25 protein-coding genes and 2 pseudogenes are annotated in these 15,328 nt (G+C 63.4%); 19 read left to right on the top strand and 8 right to left on the bottom strand.

What is annotated here, in order from left to right; all coding sequences use genetic code 11:
* Positions 1 to 14 precede the first annotated feature (14 nt).
* Positions 15 to 398, bottom strand: a pseudogene (locus ACAX61_RS02565) (site-specific integrase); the annotation flags it as partial.
* 993 nt (positions 399 to 1,391) lie between these two features.
* Here ACAX61_RS02565 and ACAX61_RS02560 point away from each other — a divergent pair.
* Complete coding sequence (locus ACAX61_RS02560) at positions 1,392 to 1,598, top strand: hypothetical protein (RefSeq protein ID WP_370713256.1); 207 nt, start codon at positions 1,392 to 1,394, stop codon at positions 1,596 to 1,598.
* A 219-nt stretch (positions 1,599 to 1,817) separates the two neighbouring features.
* Here the strand turns inward: ACAX61_RS02560 and ACAX61_RS02555 are convergent, their stop codons facing one another.
* The 4 genes from ACAX61_RS02555 to ACAX61_RS02540 all read right to left on the bottom strand — a co-directional run bounded on the left by ACAX61_RS02555 (position 1,818) and on the right by ACAX61_RS02540 (position 3,201).
* Positions 1,818 to 2,051, bottom strand: coding sequence for a hypothetical protein (locus tag ACAX61_RS02555; RefSeq protein ID WP_370713255.1), 234 nt, complete (start codon positions 2,049 to 2,051; stop codon positions 1,818 to 1,820).
* Positions 2,048 to 2,227, bottom strand: a complete 180-nt coding sequence (locus tag ACAX61_RS02550) for a hypothetical protein (protein ID WP_370713254.1) — start codon at positions 2,225 to 2,227, stop codon at positions 2,048 to 2,050. The genes ACAX61_RS02555 and ACAX61_RS02550 overlap by 4 nt, the downstream gene beginning before the upstream one ends.
* Positions 2,224 to 2,655 (bottom strand): helix-turn-helix domain-containing protein, encoded by a 432-nt coding sequence (locus tag ACAX61_RS02545; protein ID WP_370713253.1) that lies wholly within the window; start codon positions 2,653 to 2,655, stop codon positions 2,224 to 2,226. The genes ACAX61_RS02550 and ACAX61_RS02545 overlap by 4 nt, the downstream gene beginning before the upstream one ends.
* A 90-nt stretch (positions 2,656 to 2,745) precedes the next feature.
* Positions 2,746 to 3,201, bottom strand: coding sequence for a hypothetical protein (locus ACAX61_RS02540; RefSeq protein WP_370713252.1), 456 nt, complete (start codon positions 3,199 to 3,201; stop codon positions 2,746 to 2,748).
* A 123-nt stretch (positions 3,202 to 3,324) separates the two neighbouring features.
* Here ACAX61_RS02540 and ACAX61_RS02535 point away from each other — a divergent pair, with 123 nt between their 5' ends.
* Positions 3,325 to 3,522, top strand: a complete 198-nt coding sequence (locus ACAX61_RS02535; RefSeq protein WP_370713251.1) for a hypothetical protein — start codon at positions 3,325 to 3,327, stop codon at positions 3,520 to 3,522.
* A gap of 328 nt (positions 3,523 to 3,850) precedes the next feature.
* Here ACAX61_RS02535 and ACAX61_RS02530 read toward each other — a convergent pair whose 3' ends face one another.
* Positions 3,851 to 4,105, bottom strand: a complete 255-nt coding sequence (locus ACAX61_RS02530; RefSeq protein ID WP_370713250.1) for a transcriptional regulator — start codon at positions 4,103 to 4,105, stop codon at positions 3,851 to 3,853.
* Positions 4,106 to 4,193: 88 nt separating this feature from the next.
* Here ACAX61_RS02530 and ACAX61_RS02525 point away from each other — a divergent pair, with 88 nt between their 5' ends.
* The 8 genes from ACAX61_RS02525 to ACAX61_RS02490 all read left to right on the top strand — a co-directional run bounded on the left by ACAX61_RS02525 (position 4,194) and on the right by ACAX61_RS02490 (position 7,347).
* A complete protein-coding gene (locus tag ACAX61_RS02525; RefSeq protein ID WP_370713249.1) occupies positions 4,194 to 4,580 on the top strand; it encodes a helix-turn-helix domain-containing protein in 387 nt (128 codons plus the stop codon).
* Between the two features lie 109 nt (positions 4,581 to 4,689).
* Positions 4,690 to 5,235: a helix-turn-helix domain-containing protein gene (locus ACAX61_RS02520; RefSeq protein ID WP_370713248.1), complete on the top strand. Its 546-nt coding sequence runs from the start codon at positions 4,690 to 4,692 to the stop codon at positions 5,233 to 5,235.
* Positions 5,207 to 5,518 carry a hypothetical protein gene (locus ACAX61_RS02515; protein WP_370713247.1) on the top strand — a complete coding sequence of 104 codons (312 nt, stop codon included), beginning with the start codon at positions 5,207 to 5,209 and terminating at the stop codon, positions 5,516 to 5,518. Before ACAX61_RS02520 ends, ACAX61_RS02515 begins: the two co-directional genes overlap by 29 nt.
* Before the next feature lie 16 nt (positions 5,519 to 5,534).
* Complete coding sequence (locus tag ACAX61_RS02510; RefSeq protein WP_370713246.1) at positions 5,535 to 5,978, top strand: hypothetical protein; 444 nt, start codon at positions 5,535 to 5,537, stop codon at positions 5,976 to 5,978.
* 11 nt (positions 5,979 to 5,989) lie between these two features.
* Positions 5,990 to 6,451, top strand: coding sequence for a winged helix DNA-binding protein (locus tag ACAX61_RS02505; RefSeq protein WP_370713245.1), 462 nt, complete (start codon positions 5,990 to 5,992; stop codon positions 6,449 to 6,451).
* Between the two features lie 57 nt (positions 6,452 to 6,508).
* Positions 6,509 to 6,709 carry a hypothetical protein gene (locus ACAX61_RS02500; protein ID WP_370713244.1) on the top strand — a complete coding sequence of 67 codons (201 nt, stop codon included), beginning with the start codon at positions 6,509 to 6,511 and terminating at the stop codon, positions 6,707 to 6,709.
* Positions 6,710 to 6,749: 40 nt separating this feature from the next.
* Entirely contained in the window at positions 6,750 to 7,040 is a 291-nt protein-coding gene (locus ACAX61_RS02495) for an excalibur calcium-binding domain-containing protein (protein WP_370713243.1), read from the top strand.
* Positions 7,041 to 7,089: 49 nt separating this feature from the next.
* The gene (locus tag ACAX61_RS02490) at positions 7,090 to 7,347 is read left to right on the top strand and encodes a hypothetical protein (protein ID WP_370713242.1); all 258 of its coding nucleotides are present in this window, start codon (positions 7,090 to 7,092) and stop codon (positions 7,345 to 7,347) included.
* 24 nt (positions 7,348 to 7,371) lie between these two features.
* On the opposite strand, the pseudogene ACAX61_RS02485 reads toward ACAX61_RS02490, so the two are convergent.
* Positions 7,372 to 7,518: pseudogene (locus ACAX61_RS02485) on the bottom strand (IS3 family transposase); the annotation flags it as partial.
* A gap of 226 nt (positions 7,519 to 7,744) precedes the next feature.
* Here ACAX61_RS02485 and ACAX61_RS02480 point away from each other — a divergent pair.
* A complete protein-coding gene (locus tag ACAX61_RS02480; protein WP_370713241.1) occupies positions 7,745 to 9,670 on the top strand; it encodes a putative bifunctional diguanylate cyclase/phosphodiesterase in 1,926 nt (641 codons plus the stop codon).
* Positions 9,671 to 9,863: 193 nt separating this feature from the next.
* Here the strand turns inward: ACAX61_RS02480 and ACAX61_RS02475 are convergent, their stop codons facing one another.
* Positions 9,864 to 10,190, bottom strand: a complete 327-nt coding sequence (locus ACAX61_RS02475) for a hypothetical protein (RefSeq protein ID WP_370713240.1) — start codon at positions 10,188 to 10,190, stop codon at positions 9,864 to 9,866.
* Between the two features lie 177 nt (positions 10,191 to 10,367).
* Here ACAX61_RS02475 and ACAX61_RS02470 point away from each other — a divergent pair, with 177 nt between their 5' ends.
* The 8 genes from ACAX61_RS02470 (at position 10,368) to ACAX61_RS02435 (ending at position 15,307) form a co-directional block, all read left to right on the top strand.
* On the top strand, positions 10,368 to 10,754 hold the full coding sequence (locus ACAX61_RS02470; protein ID WP_370713239.1) for a hypothetical protein: 387 nt from the start codon (positions 10,368 to 10,370) through the stop codon (positions 10,752 to 10,754).
* The gene (locus tag ACAX61_RS02465) at positions 10,720 to 11,358 is read left to right on the top strand and encodes a hypothetical protein (protein WP_370713238.1); all 639 of its coding nucleotides are present in this window, start codon (positions 10,720 to 10,722) and stop codon (positions 11,356 to 11,358) included. The genes ACAX61_RS02470 and ACAX61_RS02465 overlap by 35 nt, the downstream gene beginning before the upstream one ends.
* Positions 11,359 to 11,499: 141 nt before the next feature.
* Positions 11,500 to 11,757, top strand: a complete 258-nt coding sequence (locus ACAX61_RS02460; RefSeq protein WP_370713237.1) for a hypothetical protein — start codon at positions 11,500 to 11,502, stop codon at positions 11,755 to 11,757.
* Positions 11,758 to 11,940 (top strand): hypothetical protein, encoded by a 183-nt coding sequence (locus ACAX61_RS02455; RefSeq protein WP_370713236.1) that lies wholly within the window; start codon positions 11,758 to 11,760, stop codon positions 11,938 to 11,940. It abuts the gene before it with no gap.
* A complete protein-coding gene (locus ACAX61_RS02450; protein ID WP_370713235.1) occupies positions 11,937 to 12,575 on the top strand; it encodes a DUF3164 family protein in 639 nt (212 codons plus the stop codon). Before ACAX61_RS02455 ends, ACAX61_RS02450 begins: the two co-directional genes overlap by 4 nt.
* On the top strand, positions 12,539 to 13,018 hold the full coding sequence (locus tag ACAX61_RS02445; RefSeq protein ID WP_370713234.1) for an HNH endonuclease signature motif containing protein: 480 nt from the start codon (positions 12,539 to 12,541) through the stop codon (positions 13,016 to 13,018). The genes ACAX61_RS02450 and ACAX61_RS02445 overlap by 37 nt, the downstream gene beginning before the upstream one ends.
* Positions 13,019 to 13,035: 17 nt before the next feature.
* Positions 13,036 to 13,509: a P27 family phage terminase small subunit gene (locus tag ACAX61_RS02440; RefSeq protein WP_370713233.1), complete on the top strand. Its 474-nt coding sequence runs from the start codon at positions 13,036 to 13,038 to the stop codon at positions 13,507 to 13,509.
* On the top strand, positions 13,493 to 15,307 hold the full coding sequence (locus tag ACAX61_RS02435; protein WP_370713232.1) for a terminase large subunit domain-containing protein: 1,815 nt from the start codon (positions 13,493 to 13,495) through the stop codon (positions 15,305 to 15,307). The genes ACAX61_RS02440 and ACAX61_RS02435 overlap by 17 nt, the downstream gene beginning before the upstream one ends.
* Positions 15,308 to 15,328 lie beyond the last annotated feature (21 nt).

The raw sequence follows: 15,328 nt of genomic DNA, 5'->3' as shown, positions 1-15,328 counted from the left end.
CACCAAGGGTCGGTTTATCCTGACATTTTTGTCTCCTTAGGCAGAAGGACAGGTAAGCCGACCCCGGTGCCCCTCCGGTGGAGGGCGCCCGGAACCAGCGTTTCGATCTCGTCGATGATCCGCTGAAGAGCCGCTTCGACGGTTGCGAATTCCCCGATTGCGTAGACTTCTGTCTGGCTGACGCCGCGATGGCCCATGAAGCCTTCGAGGTCCCATTTCGCCGCGCCGTGATTGCGTACGATGGTCGCGAGGCTGTGGCGCAGGACGTAGGGCATCCATTCCCGGCCTGACGGCAGATCGAGGCGTTCGAGCATCGTCGTCCAGGATCGGTGAACGTCCTTTATTGGACGGCCATGGTAGTTGATCAGCCAGCCACCGTGCCGCTGCTCGTTCCTGTCGAGCCTGAGCCATTCCTGATGCGGCGCGCAGGTGGTGGTCGAGCAGGGGCAGGACCGGGAGCACCGGGCGAAACTTCTTCGTTTGAAGTCGGCCGATCGGGTTCAGGTCGATCGTAGGAGCCCCCGGCCACCACTGACCGCGATCCGGGCGCACATTGATGTCAACGACTGAATCCGGCCGGGCGATCGTGCAGATCGATGCGATGAGGAACGCGTGAAGCGATCCGCGCCGCCGGTTCGGTTCGGCCGCATATTCCACCATGCGCGCGAGATCCTGCACGCCAACGCGCGTGCGCCGCGGCCGCGACACGCGTGCGCGGGCGATCGGCTTGAAGGTCGGGCGCTTGGTTGCACGGGGCGGGTCGGCATCGACCGCGTGATTGATCGCGGCCGCGAGCTGGATAATCGATTCCTCGGTCGTGGCCGGCGCGCGCGGGCGCGATACGGTGACCTCACCCTTTCCATTGCGCCATGTGACCGGCGTCGATCGCGACCAGGCGCGAAACGCATCGGCAAAGACGGTGCTGGATGCGGCGGCGATGCTGGTCGCCAGACCAAAGCGGCCCTCTGCGCCGCGTGCTTCCTCAGCCTCAAGAAACCGAACGACATGATCGAGGCGCGCAGCGATGCTGTCGGCCGAGCTTTGCCTGTCGCCCCATTCGAGGCGATAGTCGGCGATCGCATCGGTCAGCAAATAGGCGTCGGCGTTGGCGCGCGGCTGGCCGCACATCGGGCAAAATGCCGGCGCTTCGGACTTGTCGGCGAGATAGCGCCGGTCGAGCGCTACGATCGCCGCTTCCTCTTCGGCCGTACCCGTCGATGCGCTTCGGACACGCTGCGTATCTGGGCAGTACCAGAAGATGGTGAGGTACGGGCTGCGGCGGCTGCCGTCGGCGCGCTCGTCCCAATCGAGCCAGTATTTTCCTCGACGATAGAGCGGCGGCGCGCGTCCCGGCATCGTGTCTGTTCCTTGAGATATTCGGCCTTGGCGCGGTGGGTGATGTCGAAAAGGCCAAGACTGGCAAGCAGGTCGAGGTCGGCGGGTTGGAGCTTGATGCCTTTTCCGATCTCGGCCGCCTTGCTGAGGCGCTGATCGAGGCGGACGATCGAGGGGGCGTTCAAGGGTTTCTCCTTTCCGACATTTTCACGGCCTTGGCGGATCGGGTGCGCGCGGCCGATGCGGGCGCGAGCGCGAGCTGATGTCCCTCGCGCGGGTGGGCGGCGTCGAGCGCGCGGCATTCGCGGCAGGTGCAGCGCTCTGCCGCCAAAGGCGCGGCGGGCTTCATGTGCCAGCGTCCTGAATGGGGGACGCGCCGCCGCTCCGGGTCAGGGACGGCGGCGCGCCATCATCGGCGTCGTGCCGGTGATTTCGGATAAGGGCGCAGCGCTGGGCCCAAAAAGAACTAAATGTCGTTACGATCACGGAATAAATACCGCAAGCGGACCGGGGCCGCCGGTTGCCCAAGCCGCGACCGCCGACAGCGCCATGCCGGTCAGGATGCCAGCGGCAAGCGCGGTGACGCTGGTGCGAACCGACGAGGTGCGGCGCGGGGCGCGCGGCGCCGGGGGCATGCAGACGGCGCAGTCGCACCAGAGCGGATGGATTTCGATGCGCGGGGTCAGCGGGATCGGATTGGGGCGGCGAGGGGTCACGAGCGCTTCTCCCTGTTGCGAGTGCGGACGAACTGGATGGCGATGGCCGCGCCGAACACGAGCGCGCCGACGACGCCGGTCACGGCGATGGAGACGTTGCGGAACAGGCAGCCGCCGATGGCGACGCCGATCAGGAACAGCGCGGCAAGGTCGAGGCGATGGCTTGGCGGGGTCACGCGGCAACCGTTGTCAGCGTGGCGACGACAATCGTGTCGGCACCGGGCGCGCCGCGCGCGCGATCATGGCAGCGGGTGCAAAGCGCTGCGTCGCCAACGACCCAGCTGCAGCCGGTGTCGCACGGATCGAGCTCGCTACAGCCGCACGAACGGCAGACCGCATAGCCAAAGGCGATGCTGTCGGGGTCTTCGTCCAGGCGATAGGCCAGCTCGGCCAGAACGCGGCCGTCGAACGGGAAGGCGTCGTGCAGTGCGTCGGCAATCCCGACGGGCAGCGGCACGGCGTCAGCCTCTACCAGCGCAAGCCATTCGGCGCGTGCGGACGCGGCGATCGGGGGCACGGTTTCGAAGCACAGGGCGGCATCGTCGAGCGAAAGGCCAGCGGCCTCGCGCCGCTTGCGCAGATACTGACCGGGGGTGAGGGCCATGGCGGCGGGCTCCAGGCAACAGGAAGGCGTTCGCGTCGGCAGGGGGCGGCGCGGGGTGCGGGTCGGACGGGCAGGGGGATCAGGCGGCGATCAGGGCGGGCGCGCGGCGCTGGTCAGCATGGTGCGCTTGCGCTGAAGCTCGGCAATGGCCTCATCAATTTCGCGGATGGCGTGATCGCGCGCCGCGGGCGTCGCGTTCGGACATGCAGCGGCGATCGAGGCGGCGGTTGCCTCACCCATTTCGAGCACGGTTTCGGCGATCTGGCCGAGCAGCTGGGGGATGGTCGGCGCGGCGGGTGCGAGCAGGCCCAGCTGACCCGCCCAGCTTTCCTGAAGGGGCGCGCCGGGATGGCCCAGTTGGCAATAGCGCCGCTCAAGCGCGAAGGCGTGGTCGAGGCGGATATACCCCTCTGCATCCGGGTCGAGATAATCAGTAAGGCGGCTCATCGAACGGCCGATGATGGCGCGCACTTCGGCTTCGCCGATGGCGTCGCGGATCTCACGCAGGGCCTGTTCGAACGACAAGGGCGGGCGGAGCTTCGTCATCAATATGCCCCTTTGGTGGGAGGGCTTTCGGCCGCGAAGGCGCTTATCTGAACGAATCCACAGAGCTCACCACGGTTTGTCATGAAAGACCCCTGCGAAACATTATCGGATAGCGAGAGCGCCATGGCGCAACTTGGGGCCACATTGGCCCTGATCGCGGGTGTTGCGGCGCTTTGTGCCGAACTGCGTTGGATTTCCGGGGCATCTGCAGCGGAGCGGGTACGAGCATCGATGGTTGAAAGGCTTGAGGCTGCGGTCTTACCCGAGGCTGCACGTGAGATCGTAAACCGAGAAATCGAGCTTCGTTTCGGGATGATGTGAGCATCGTGCCGCGGGTAGTCACCTATTTGTGGAGCCCGTGCGGCGTGAATTTCTGCGTCCCTAAGGTCGCGGCAGATCCGTACGCATCCCAGATCGCCGTCGTAGCTTTCACCCGAGAAAACGGACGCGGATCGCTGGGGACGACCGGCGCCCGCTCCGTTACGCAAGGGAGTGTCGACGACGGACGCCCGGCGGGTGGGGTGACGGGCGCTCCGACCGGTCGACGCGGCCGAAGGGGAAAACGCGCGGGCGGCGGAATCCCAGGAACGCCGCCCGCGCGCTCCGGCCGAAAGGGGGCGGCCGAAGGACAGAGGGGAGGAAGGCGCCATCATGCGCGATCTGTTTCGCTCGCACCGACCAACGACGGTTCCGGCGGATAAATATCCGGCCGGAGATCGTGGCGAGAGACGCCGGTGGCACTTTCGACGGTGAGTACATGCTCGGCGGGGAGTATCCGGCCTTCTTTCAACCACAGATGCACCGCCGGCTGGCTTACGCCGATCAACCGAGCGAACGCGGACTGGGAGCCGCTCGTTCGAACGGCTCTGGCTAGCGGTGTCTGAAGGCGAGCCTCGATACCCATGGGCCGACTGCTATCAAGATCATGATAGGCGAGTCAATCAATACATTGAGGTCGCGCGCTATAAACTTGCTGATAGATTGCCAGTCCTATGAGCGTTGGTGAGCGCATTCGCGAGCGGTTGTCGCTAATGGGCCTCAGTCAGGCTGAACTGGCGCGGCGTGTCGGTATCAGCCAGCCTATGGTGAACGCGCTGATCCGAGGCAGCGCGCGATCAACGACGCACCTGCACAAGATTGCCCGGGAGCTCGGCACTACTCCGGCTTACCTGACGGGCGAAGCGAGTGATCCCGACGCGGATGTTCCCGATCCGCCGTTGCTCGATCAGCAGCAACTTAAATTGCTGGAGCACTTCGCCTGTCTGAATGACCGTGCGCGTGCCGCCATGCTGGAGTTGCTCGACGCAATGCGAGACACCGGCGGACCGCGAACGGTTCATGCGCCGACCACTGCGTATCGCGCGGGGGGCGGCGAATGAAGGACTGGCGTTGCGACGGCGACGAGCCGACCTCATTCTATCTCGAGGCTGTCATGATTGCCGCGCTGATGATCGCGGCGACGCTTTCAACGATCATCGCCCTGATATCGTGACCCAGACCCCCCCCAGGCTTTCGCCTCGCCAGCATCAATGCATGACGGGTTTGCTGGCGCACAAGCGCAGCAAGACGATTGCGGAGGAACTGGGCCTCTCTCCCAAGACGGTCGACAATTACATCGCCGAGGCGGTGGTGTTGCTGGGCGCGCGCGACCGGGCGGACGCGGCCGGGCGGTACAAGGCGATCTTCGGGGAGGAAACTCCCCCGGAAACGGCCCCTGAGGCCACCCCCGGAGAAATTCCGGGGGGATCAGTCCGGGTTGGCGGGGATGTCCCACCGGCCCCATTCGAAGCCCCGCAGCCAGCGAACGACATGGCGGTTGGCCGGGGGATGGAGCGGTATTCGCCGCTGCAGCGCCTGGGCATCATCGCCGGAATTTCGGTCGCGATCGCCGTCAGCCTTGCGCTGGTGACGGTGGCTGTCGTGGGGTTGATCGCAATTTACGAGACCCCGCGATCATCGAACGAACCAGGGGTGGTGGAGAATGGACGCAGGGAAATTCACGGAAGTGCTGCAACAGGCGGAGGCAGCGTGTGACGCAGCGCTGGCGCGTTACGCCGAACTGATGCTGGCGACGAACGGGATAAGCAGCATGCATCTGAAGTTCGGGGAAGCGCAGCCGGTGCTGGCCGATCTGAACGAGGCGATGGGCCTGCATATCCGCGCGCGACACCACCTGGCGCGGGCACATGCCAAGGCGCTGGAGATCGGAGAGCGCAACGCGCTGACGCCCACGGCCTTTGGCGACACGGTGCCCACCTATGACGAGGCGCGCGACGCGCCGATCGCCACGGTGACGCCGATCCGCGCCGCCGCCTGAACCCGGTGCGGCCCGCATGCTGAATGTCGTATTCTTCTTCATTCTGCTTGCGGGCTCGTGCGGCTACGCGCTCTTTGCCGGGGGGACACCTGAGCGGGTAGCCGCGATCCTGATCCTGGCGGCCTCCATCATCGATTTCGCGTTGGTCAGCATGAATGCACGACCGCTGGCGGATCGAGAGGTCACCGTGTTGCTGTTCGATATTGCGCTGACGATCGGGATGATCGTTCTGGCGCTGAAGGCCGAACGGTGGTGGCCGATGGTGGTCGCCGGGGTTTTGATCGTCGGGGTTGAGATGCAGTTGGGGGTGTGGCTGGCCCCTGTTCACCACAGGCAAGTGTATAAGATCGCACATGCCTTCTCGGCCTATCCGGTGTTGTTGATGCTGATGATAGGCACCTGGCGTCACCGGCGCCGCGCCCGGCGCGGCCCGGACCGGGCTTGGACACGATATCATTGAGGCAAAACATAATGCTGCCGAGGCATCTGCAGATCGAGCAGCTCACCGAACGGTTGAGACTGTTATCGACGGAAGTGAGAGAGGCTGTCGAGATTGTGGGAGATCATGCGTCGTGGCCGCTTAGAGGGAGCGAACCGGTAAGGGTTGCGAAGGCACTCCTGAACATGCGTCGCAGACGAAGCGCGCTGATATCGGACATCGACCTTTTTCGAAATCCAGCATGGGACATCATGTTGGATTTGCTGATTTCCGAACGGGAAGGGCGCGAGGTTTCGGTTTCATCAGCCTGTATTGCGTCCGGCGTGCCATCCACGACAGCACCGCGCTACTTGGCTAAGTTGCGGAAAGAAGGTCTGATTGAGGAGCGACCCGACCCATGGGATCGGAGGCGGCGTTACGTAGAACTCACCCAAAAGGGGACAGAGTTACTGATATCGGTATTAACCCCGGAACGACTCGCATCTTCGCCGTGACCTTATTACATAGATTACATGGTAGAGTCCGAAAATGCGCCAAACCCGTTCGCCGACGTGATGTCACCGAACGAGATCGACGAATGTGCCCGTTCCGTGCTGCGCGCGCATGGGCCGACGGCGAGCGACTATTTCGAGATGCAGGTCGAGGCAGCGGAAACGGATACCGAGCGGCAGAACTGGGCCGAGATCATGGCGCGTTACGTGCAGTTGATCGAAGAGGCCGTCGGGGTGCAGGACCCGCCCACGGCGGCGTAACGCGGTCGCCCCGGATCACTGCCGCCAGGAGTGGCGGGTCGTGATCCGGCGGCGAATGATCTTTGGCGCGATCGCCGCCATGTTCCTTGCCCTGGACGTGGACGACGCGGCTGCACAACGGCGGCGGCGCCGTCGACGTGCGGGAGCAGCGCGGTCGGCGCGATCGGGCGCGGCTGGCCGTTCGTCCGGCGGTGCGCGCGGTTTTTCCGGCGATGGGCCCTATCGAAATTGCAGCGAGGCCAGAGCGGCCGGCGCGGCGCCGATGCGTGTCGGCGACGAGGGTTATTCGACGCGGCTTGATCGCGATCGGGATGGGGTGGCGTGTGAGTGAGGCGGCCCGGTGGGGCAGGCGGCTGGGGGTATCGTGGGGGTATCGTCACTTGGATGAGCTGTTCGGCGCTAGGCTTTGCGCGGGATCGCCGCGCCGCGTCGGACGGATCATCCGGCGCTGCGGCAATGCGCCCCAATCTCAGCCGATCAGCCTGGTTCTGCGCGATCCCGAAATCTGCCATTCGTTCATCCAGCTTCGCAGAGCTGCGAGCGCGGCCGACTTGACTGACCACCAGGTTGGGTTTTCAGGCCTCGTCCTCGACGGTAACGAAGCCGCCATCGACCAACACCTCCTCGCCCCCCGATGAAGCTGCTTTCACTCAAGGCGAGGATCAGGACGCTCTTCGCAATCCCCTCGGTCTTTGCGAGCCGAGCAAACGGGATCGCCTGATGCATCCAAACTCAGCGCTGTGGTTGTTGCGCCAGCGATAGTAGGTTTGCTCGCTCACCGCGATCCGCCGGCATGCCTCGGCGGTCGCCCTGCCCCTGGCCCAGCATGATTGCTCTGACGCTAGCCGCTGGGCTGCTCATGTACATACTCAACAGCGCGAAGACGCTTTCTGACCCAACAGAGTGAGATGGAGGATGCAGGTGGTTAAGTGCTGTCGATTAACCATACTGCACACCCTTAATAGGCATGGCATCGAGTGCCATACGAGGAGCGCGTTTAATAGAATCAAAACTATCAAATAAGAAAACCGGCTGATGACTGTGATCAGTGAGATTGAAAACCCGTCGGCTGAACGCCTGCCGTTGCAAGTTACGCAGCTGCAACATCTGCGACGTCAAATCCCGCCGTTATATGCGCTGCTTGCCGTCAATGCCTCGGCGCTCGCATTCACCCATCGGCACGTTGCCCCTACCTGGCTGACCCTCGGCGTAGCAGGCATTCTCGTGACAATATGCTTGGTGCGATTGCTCGCGTGGGCACTTCCGACGAAGGATGGCCTGATGACCATCGAAAGCGCGGAGGCGCAGATGCGTCGAACAACTCTGCTCGGAATTGTGCTTGCCGCGGCATTCGTAAGCTGGGCGTTGGTGCTCGATCAGTATGGAGGTCCGTACGAGCACGGGCATGTTGCAATGTTCGTAGGCGTTACGGTTCTAGGGTGCGTATTTTGCCTAAGTTATCTGCCAAGAGCGGCGATGATAGTTTGCGGTTTAGTCATCGGGACATTTTTGCTCTATTGCTTCTTGAGAGGACCTGAGGCCTTGATCGCAATTGCGATCAATCTTGCACTTGTGAGTTTGGTTATCATCAAGGTTCTGAACGACTCCTTTTCTTCTTTTCTAAAGCTAGAGCAGTCTCAACAAGACCTCTATGCAGAAAGACAGCAAGCAAACCGATTGAACGAAGAAAACAGGGTTCTTGCTCATACAGACGCGCTCACCGGCCTACCAAACAGAAGGTCGTTTTTCAATGAACTGGACCGTTTGCTAGAATCCGGTTCAGAAGAAATGTCCGTCGGGGTTATAGACTTAGACCGATTTAAACCCATCAATGATATGTATGGGCACACACAAGGTGACCACGTCTTACGGGTGCTTGGTAAGCGCTTGCTCAACATCATATCTCATCAAGTGACGATTGCCAGATTAGGCGGTGACGAGTTTGGCCTTTTAGTCAGCGCAGAGTCTAGCGTTGCGATAAAAATTGGCGACGCGATCTGCGAAGCAATCAAGGCACCGATTAGTGCCGGGGACACCGTTCTCTCGGTAGGCTGCTCCCTGGGGCTGGCGGCCCTTTCCGAAGCGGGGGACACCGCTCATGACCTTTTCGATCATGCGGACGCGGCTCTTTATCAAGCGAAAGAAAGGCGCAAAGGAGGTTGCGTACTATATACAAAAGACATGGGAGAATCACTCGAGAGTGGTAAGTCGGTAGACTCCGCTTTACAGTCTGCAAATCTTGGTCGCGAACTCAGTGTCGTATTTCAACCAATTTATGATTCCAGAAGTCTTGATATTGTTGCATACGAAGCCCTAGCTCGATGGAATTCGCCAAAGCTGGGTTTGGTGCCAGCCGAAGTGTTGATCTCTGCCGCTGAGCGCACAGGAATGATGAACGGGGTAACACTGATCCTGTTCGACAAAGCCTTGGATGGTCTTCGATTTCTTCCCTACAGTAAACGGGTGAGCTTTAACCTTTCGGCGTTGGATCTCATCTGCGAAAACACCGTAAGTTCGCTTCTTTCTCAGATGCAGAAATCTGGCGTATGTTCATCTAATATCATCTTTGAGCTGACTGGGTCCTCGCTCATAACTGATATGGCTGCTGCAGAAAGTTCCTTGAAGGCCCTTCGTGACGGAGGGTGTATGCTAGCACTTGATGACTTCGGAACTGGCTATTCAAGCTTGTCGTCGCTTCATCGCCTTCCATTCCATTATATAAAGATAGACCGCAGCTTTACGTCGCGACTATCCGGGTCGGAGGGAAGAAAGATAATTGCGGCAATCAGGGGCTTGGCTCAATCACTGTCGTTGAAATGCGTTCTCGAGGGAATTGAAACCGAGAACCAACTGATAGAAGCAGGTCTGATTGGAATTGACTACGTGCAAGGATATTATCTGAGTCGTCCTTGTAGCTCCGAAGAACTTTACGCATCTTCGCTGGTCGACAAGGCAGTCTGAGGACAAGCTCTTTCAGGCTATGCGGCGGGGTGCTGTCAGATTAACGCGAACCCGTCTCCACAGGCAGCAATTGGTCGCCAGCTGCCGGCCATTGGTGGCCTCTCAAACGGCAGCTGTCCGCGTTCGTGCGCCTGGGAGCTGCCAGTCGGCAACCGTCCCATTTTCCGCCGATCTCCGCGACAGGCGGACCGCGTCATCGCCTTCGCCCCTCCGCGTCGTAACGCACTTGGCATTCGTGCCAGAGCTTGTCGGCCAACTCCTCGCTGAACGGCTCGCCGACCAGCTGAGCAATGCTTGCTGCTGCCTGCCAGACCTTTGGCTGACGGCTGGCGCTGTCATCTTCAAGCGCATCCCAGAAGCGCTGTAGCCGCTCGCGATCGACGTTGCAGGTCACTCGGAGATAAGCGAGCGCGAAGGCCACGGAGCGGGTTCGGACATAGCGGCGATATCGCGCAGTCTGAGCCGCCTCGAGCAGAACGAGGACAGCCCGTCGGCGTAGATTGAGAGCGACTCGGTCCATGCGCGCGGCGTAGAACGGAAGTGGAACAGCGGGCAAGTGTCGCCGGGGATCGGGACGCTTGCGATCGATAGCGTTGCTGGCGCTGGTGGAGGGCGAAGCGTGTGTGCCCGGCATGGCCAAGTGTTCAATTTTGTTTCGGTTTCCGCTATGTTCCCCAACGGGTCATGGGGCGTTTGAATGGAGCTGTTCCCTGTCGCCGCGGTCCGTCGAGGAACGCGCAAAGAGCAGGCGTTTGCCTTTATCTGTGAGTTCATCGTCGCGCAGGGCTATAGCCCGGGGATGCTCGATATCGCGGTCGGGTTGCAGGTCTGCAAAACGCGCGCGCGGCAGCTGGTCGAGCAGCTGACGATCGACGGGCTGGTCCAGCGACTGCCTGGCGCGCAGCGCGCGATCTTCGTGCCGGGGCTGGCGCGGCGGATTGCCATCGAGCAGCTGCGCAAGGAGGGCTTCGTCGTTGACGAGGACGTGCTGAAGATCGAGCCGCCGGACTTACCCAAAGCGCAACTGCCGCTGGTTGCCATCATCGATCATGATCCTGATCATGATGACGAAAGCAGCGAATAGCCCGCTGAGCGCGGCGGAGATCGAGGCGCAACGCGTCGCCCATCTGGTACTTGGTCGGCCGCGCCCGAAGCCCGGCCGCAACCGCAGCCGCAAGGGACGGGCCGAGCCGGTCCGGTTGGCGCCGGGGATCGAGGAGGCGGTGCAGCTGCGCGAGCGCTGGTCGCACAAGGCGCAGGGCACGCCGGAGACGCATGAGCATTTCGCCAGAGCTCTGTTGCGAGAGAAAAAGGCAGGCGAGCGAGATGGTTCTATCGCCCGCCTGGTCGCAACCGGCGCGATCGACGCGCACCAGCTCGCCGCCGCGCAGGAGATTGCGGCGGCGCATGAGGCGATCGTTGCCGAGGTGGCGGTGCGGACCGCCAAGCTGGAGCCGCGCGGGACGGGCGGCGGGCCGCTCGCTGCTTCGGCCGCGCCGATCGCGGCGGTGATCCGGGAGCGGGCCTATACGCGCTGGCGCGAAGCGGTGGGGCCGCACGCCGCGATGCTGCTGGCGATCATCGTCGACGACATGGCGCTGACGCATGCGGCGCGACGGTGGCGGTTGTCCAACCGCCGTGCCCGATCGATCCTGATCGCGGCGCTGGACCGGTGGCGCCGCTGCTGACCCTGTCCTTTGGGGAATGCCCCAAAGGTAACGGGGAAAAGCGGTCACCGAAGCGGCACGAACGACCCCGCCACAATTGTGCCTGCCGGCCGCCGCTCACACCCCCGAGCGTGCGGCCGGTTTCGTTTCGGGAGGTTGGACATGGGTCATGATGCCTCCCGCCGGCCTGTGGCTGCCCAGGCGCGCAACGCTATCGCCGATCAGCTCGAACGCATCACCCCGCAGTTCGACGCGCTGACGCATCGCGCGCGCCTGGGCATCAATTCAGCGGCCGAATATGACGAGTTGGAGGGCATGGCGCAGGCCATTGCCCGTGACATCGTCGCCTCGTTTCGGGGTTGTCGGCCGGTTCACGCTCCGCTGCACGTCAGCGCGGATGGCAGGAAGGCAGTCTGGTAGATGGCGATCCCACGCGAGCAGCTTCAGGCCGTTGTCGATGCCGGCCATCCGGACAAGGCGCTGATCGGCGTGCCGGTCAGCCTGTTGCGCGAGATCCTCAGCGTGTTGCCGGTGACGACGGTGCCGGCATCGCAGCCGGTGTGGTGCGGGCTGGATCTGGCGAGGGCGGAGGAAGCGCGATGAGCGACGGCACGCACCCGGCGGCGATTGACGTTGGCGGGAAGCCGTATCTGCGCGATGCCAAGGGCAACCTTGTCCCGATGGCTGCGGTGAAGCCGGCCGACCTGCTGATGGACGAGACGGTGCGCGGCATCCTGGACGCGGCGCGGCAGATGTCGGCGGCGATCGCCACTTTCAAGGCGATGTCGTTCGAGAAGGTGGGCGCGCTTCAGAGCCTGCTGGCGCAGGAATATGGCGCCACGCTGGGCGGGAAGAAGGGCAACATCACGCTGCTGACCTTTGACGGTTGCGAGAAGGTGCAGGTGGCGGTGGCGGATGTCATCGAGTTCGGGCCGGAGCTTCAGGCGGCCAAGGTGCTGATCGACGAATGCCTGACGGACTGGTCGTCGGACAGCCGTGTTGAGCTGCAGAGCCTGGTCAACCGGGTGTTTGCCGTCGACAAGGAAGGGCAGATCAACCGCGCCGAGCTGTTCATGCTGCTGCGCGTCGACATCAATGACCCGCGCTGGTTGCGGGCGATGGATGCGATCCGCGACAGCATCCGCGTCGTCGGGGCGCGGACGTATATGCGCTTCTATCAGCGCGCCACGCCCGATGCCGGGTGGCAGGGCGTGACGATCGACATGGCTTCGGCCTGACGGCCCCCGTTGAGCGGCTGCGCGGCCGGGCTGGGCAGCGCCAGCGCCTGCGTCGGCTGAGGCGGACGAACGGGCTTTGCGAGCACTGTCTGAAGGAAGAGCGAGTGACGATCGCCGCGGTCGTCAATCATATCGTCCCGCTGATCCAAGGCGGATCGGACGAGGACAGCAACACCGAGAACCTCTGCGCCGCCCATGATCGGGAAGCGACGGCGCGGCAGTTTGGTTTCGACGTGGCGCTCGGCGCGCGCGGTGTCGGCAAGAGCGGGCGACCAACCAGCAGTCACCACGCCTGGGCTGGTCCGGCGCCGACCACGGCTTCGATCGGCCGCCGGCGGCCGACCCCCCCCCGGGGGGGCGAAAGTCTGACGGGGCAGGGGGCGGACACCGCCCCTCTCCTCCGTGCGCTGCGAGAGCGTTTTCAAAGTAAAAAGTTCGGGTGATCCGGGGGTGCGACGCGATGGCGAAACCGACCCGCAAGCAAGTGGTGAAAACATCGGCTCCCAGCGTCCCGCCCGTTGATGAGAGTGTCGTCGCTCAACCCGACTGGTCGCTGCTTTTGCCGGATGCGCGCGAACAGGCGGTGGCCGCCGAGCATTGGCGGCGGCTTGTCGGGGAGATGATGGACCGGGAGATCCTGTCGTCTTCCAACGGGCACGCGCTTCAGCGGCTTGTGCTTGCCTATCTGGTCTATGATCGGTGCTCGCGGGCACTGGCCGACGGCGGCATCGTCGATGAACCGAACGCCGACAATCCCAAGGCGATCGCTCGCTTGTCGATCCACTACAAGGCGATGCAGGAAGCCGAGAAGACCGCAGAGCGGCTCGAGGCGCAGCTTGGCCTCACGCCCGGACGGCGCGGCAAGGTCGCGAAGGTGACGAAGAAGCGTCAGCGCACCGCCGGCGCCGACGCGTTCCTTGGCCCGGCGGGTTAGGGGCGGGTCGGCCGACCCGACCACTGCCTGGGCGCAAGCGGCGGTTCGCGGCGACTTTGTCGTTGGCGACCTGGTCAAATATGCCGCCGAGCGGCACCTGCGCGATTTGCGCGATGCTGAGAAGCGAGGATATTTCTGGCGGCCGGAGCTGGCTCAGCGCGCACTGGACTTCTTCCCGTCCGTCTTCACGATCACAGACGGCCCTGCCGCAGGGAAGCCGTTCCACCTGCTGCCCTACCAGACCTTCTGCGTCGGGTCGCTGATGGGCTGGGTCAACGCCGATGGCCGGTGGCGATTCCGCAACGCTTTCGTGGAGACCGGGAAGGGACAGGCCAAGTCGCCGATGATGGCGGGTCTGGGTCTGTTTGCGATGGGCTGGTGCGGCTTTCCTCGCGCTCAGGTCTATTCGATTGCGGCGAACAAGCAGACCGCCAACGTCCTGTTCAAGGACGCGTTCGCGATGTGCCGGGCGCAGGTGCCCGGTTACGATGAGGGGGAAACGCTCGAAGGCCTTGGGCATGTGCTGCTGCGCGGCGAGGGTGACAACGTCTGGAAGATTGAGCATCCGGGCTCGCAGTCATTCTTCCTTCCGCTTGCCGGCGGTACCGCCCAGTCCGGGCCTCGCCCGCGAATGGTCCTGGCCGACGAGATCCACGAGTTCACCGTCGATACCCAGATCGAGATCTGGCGGCGCGCGATTACCAAGGTTGCCGGTTCGGCGATGATGGTCATGGGGACCAACACGCCCGCAACGTCGCAACTGGTCGGCACCTCGTACAGCAACACCGCGATCGCAATCGCAAAGGGCGACGTAAAGGACGACACCCAGTTCGCCTTCGTGGCGCGCGTTGACAAGCGGGACCACGACGACGTCTTCACGAAGGAGGAGTGCTGGCCGAAGGCGCTGCCAGCCCTGGGCATTACCTATCCGGTCCAGAACCTGCGCGAAGAAGTGGCAACGGCGCAGATCGGATCGCTCGAGCGGCACATCTTCCCCCGCGCTGGCGCTCGTGCCCTGGCAGCGATCGACGCGGCCGAGCTGCTCGAGTTGCTTGAATTGATCGACGGCGCGGAAACGGCACGCCGCGTCCGGCAGCGCCTCGATGCGATCTTCGCGTTCGCTCGCCCGCGTGGTTGGGTCGAGGACAATCCGGCCGCTCTGATCGCCGCCGAGCTCGCGCCGCCGGCAGCACCCATTCGGCATCCGGCAGTGACAATCGCCGCGGACGCGCGCGGCGCCTACAGCGCGATCGCGTCAACCAGCGCGCGGCCGATCGTGAACCTCGCTGCGCAGTTTCTCGCGCTCACTGCCGTCCGCGTCGGGTCGCTGCGGTTGGCCACATGGGATGAGATTAAGACCGACGAAGCAGGCGCGCCTGTGTGGCGCATTCCCGCCGCGCACCTGAAGCTGAGCCGCGCGCGCAAGGCTTCAGCTGACCATGACCACCTTGTGCCGCTGTCGCCGGCGGCAATGGCGGTTCTTGAGGCTGCGCGTGACCATTCCGGTGGCGCTGCCGCGAAAATATTTCCGATCGGAGAACGCGCGATCGGCGAGTTGCACCATCGCGCCGGACTGACCGGTCGTCACGTGCCGCACGGTTGGCGCGCCAGTTTTTCGACGGTGCTGAATGAGGCGCTGCCCGAAGAACGCATAGCGATCGACGAGGCTTTGGCGCATCAGGTGAAGGGAAAGGTAGAAGGCGCTTACAACCGGGCAGCACAGATCGATCGCCGGCGTACGCTGTTCGACGCTTGGGCCGCGATCCTTGCCGGCGAAGTGGCGGCCCCAGAGCACTGATCTCGGTTTGCAGCTTCATGC

Source organism: Sphingomonas sp. IW22 (genome assembly GCF_041321155.1).
GTDB lineage: Bacteria > Pseudomonadota > Alphaproteobacteria > Sphingomonadales > Sphingomonadaceae > Sphingomonas.
The sequence above is the reverse complement of the archived record's forward strand: the minus strand, read 5'-3'. Positions and strand labels throughout refer to the sequence as shown.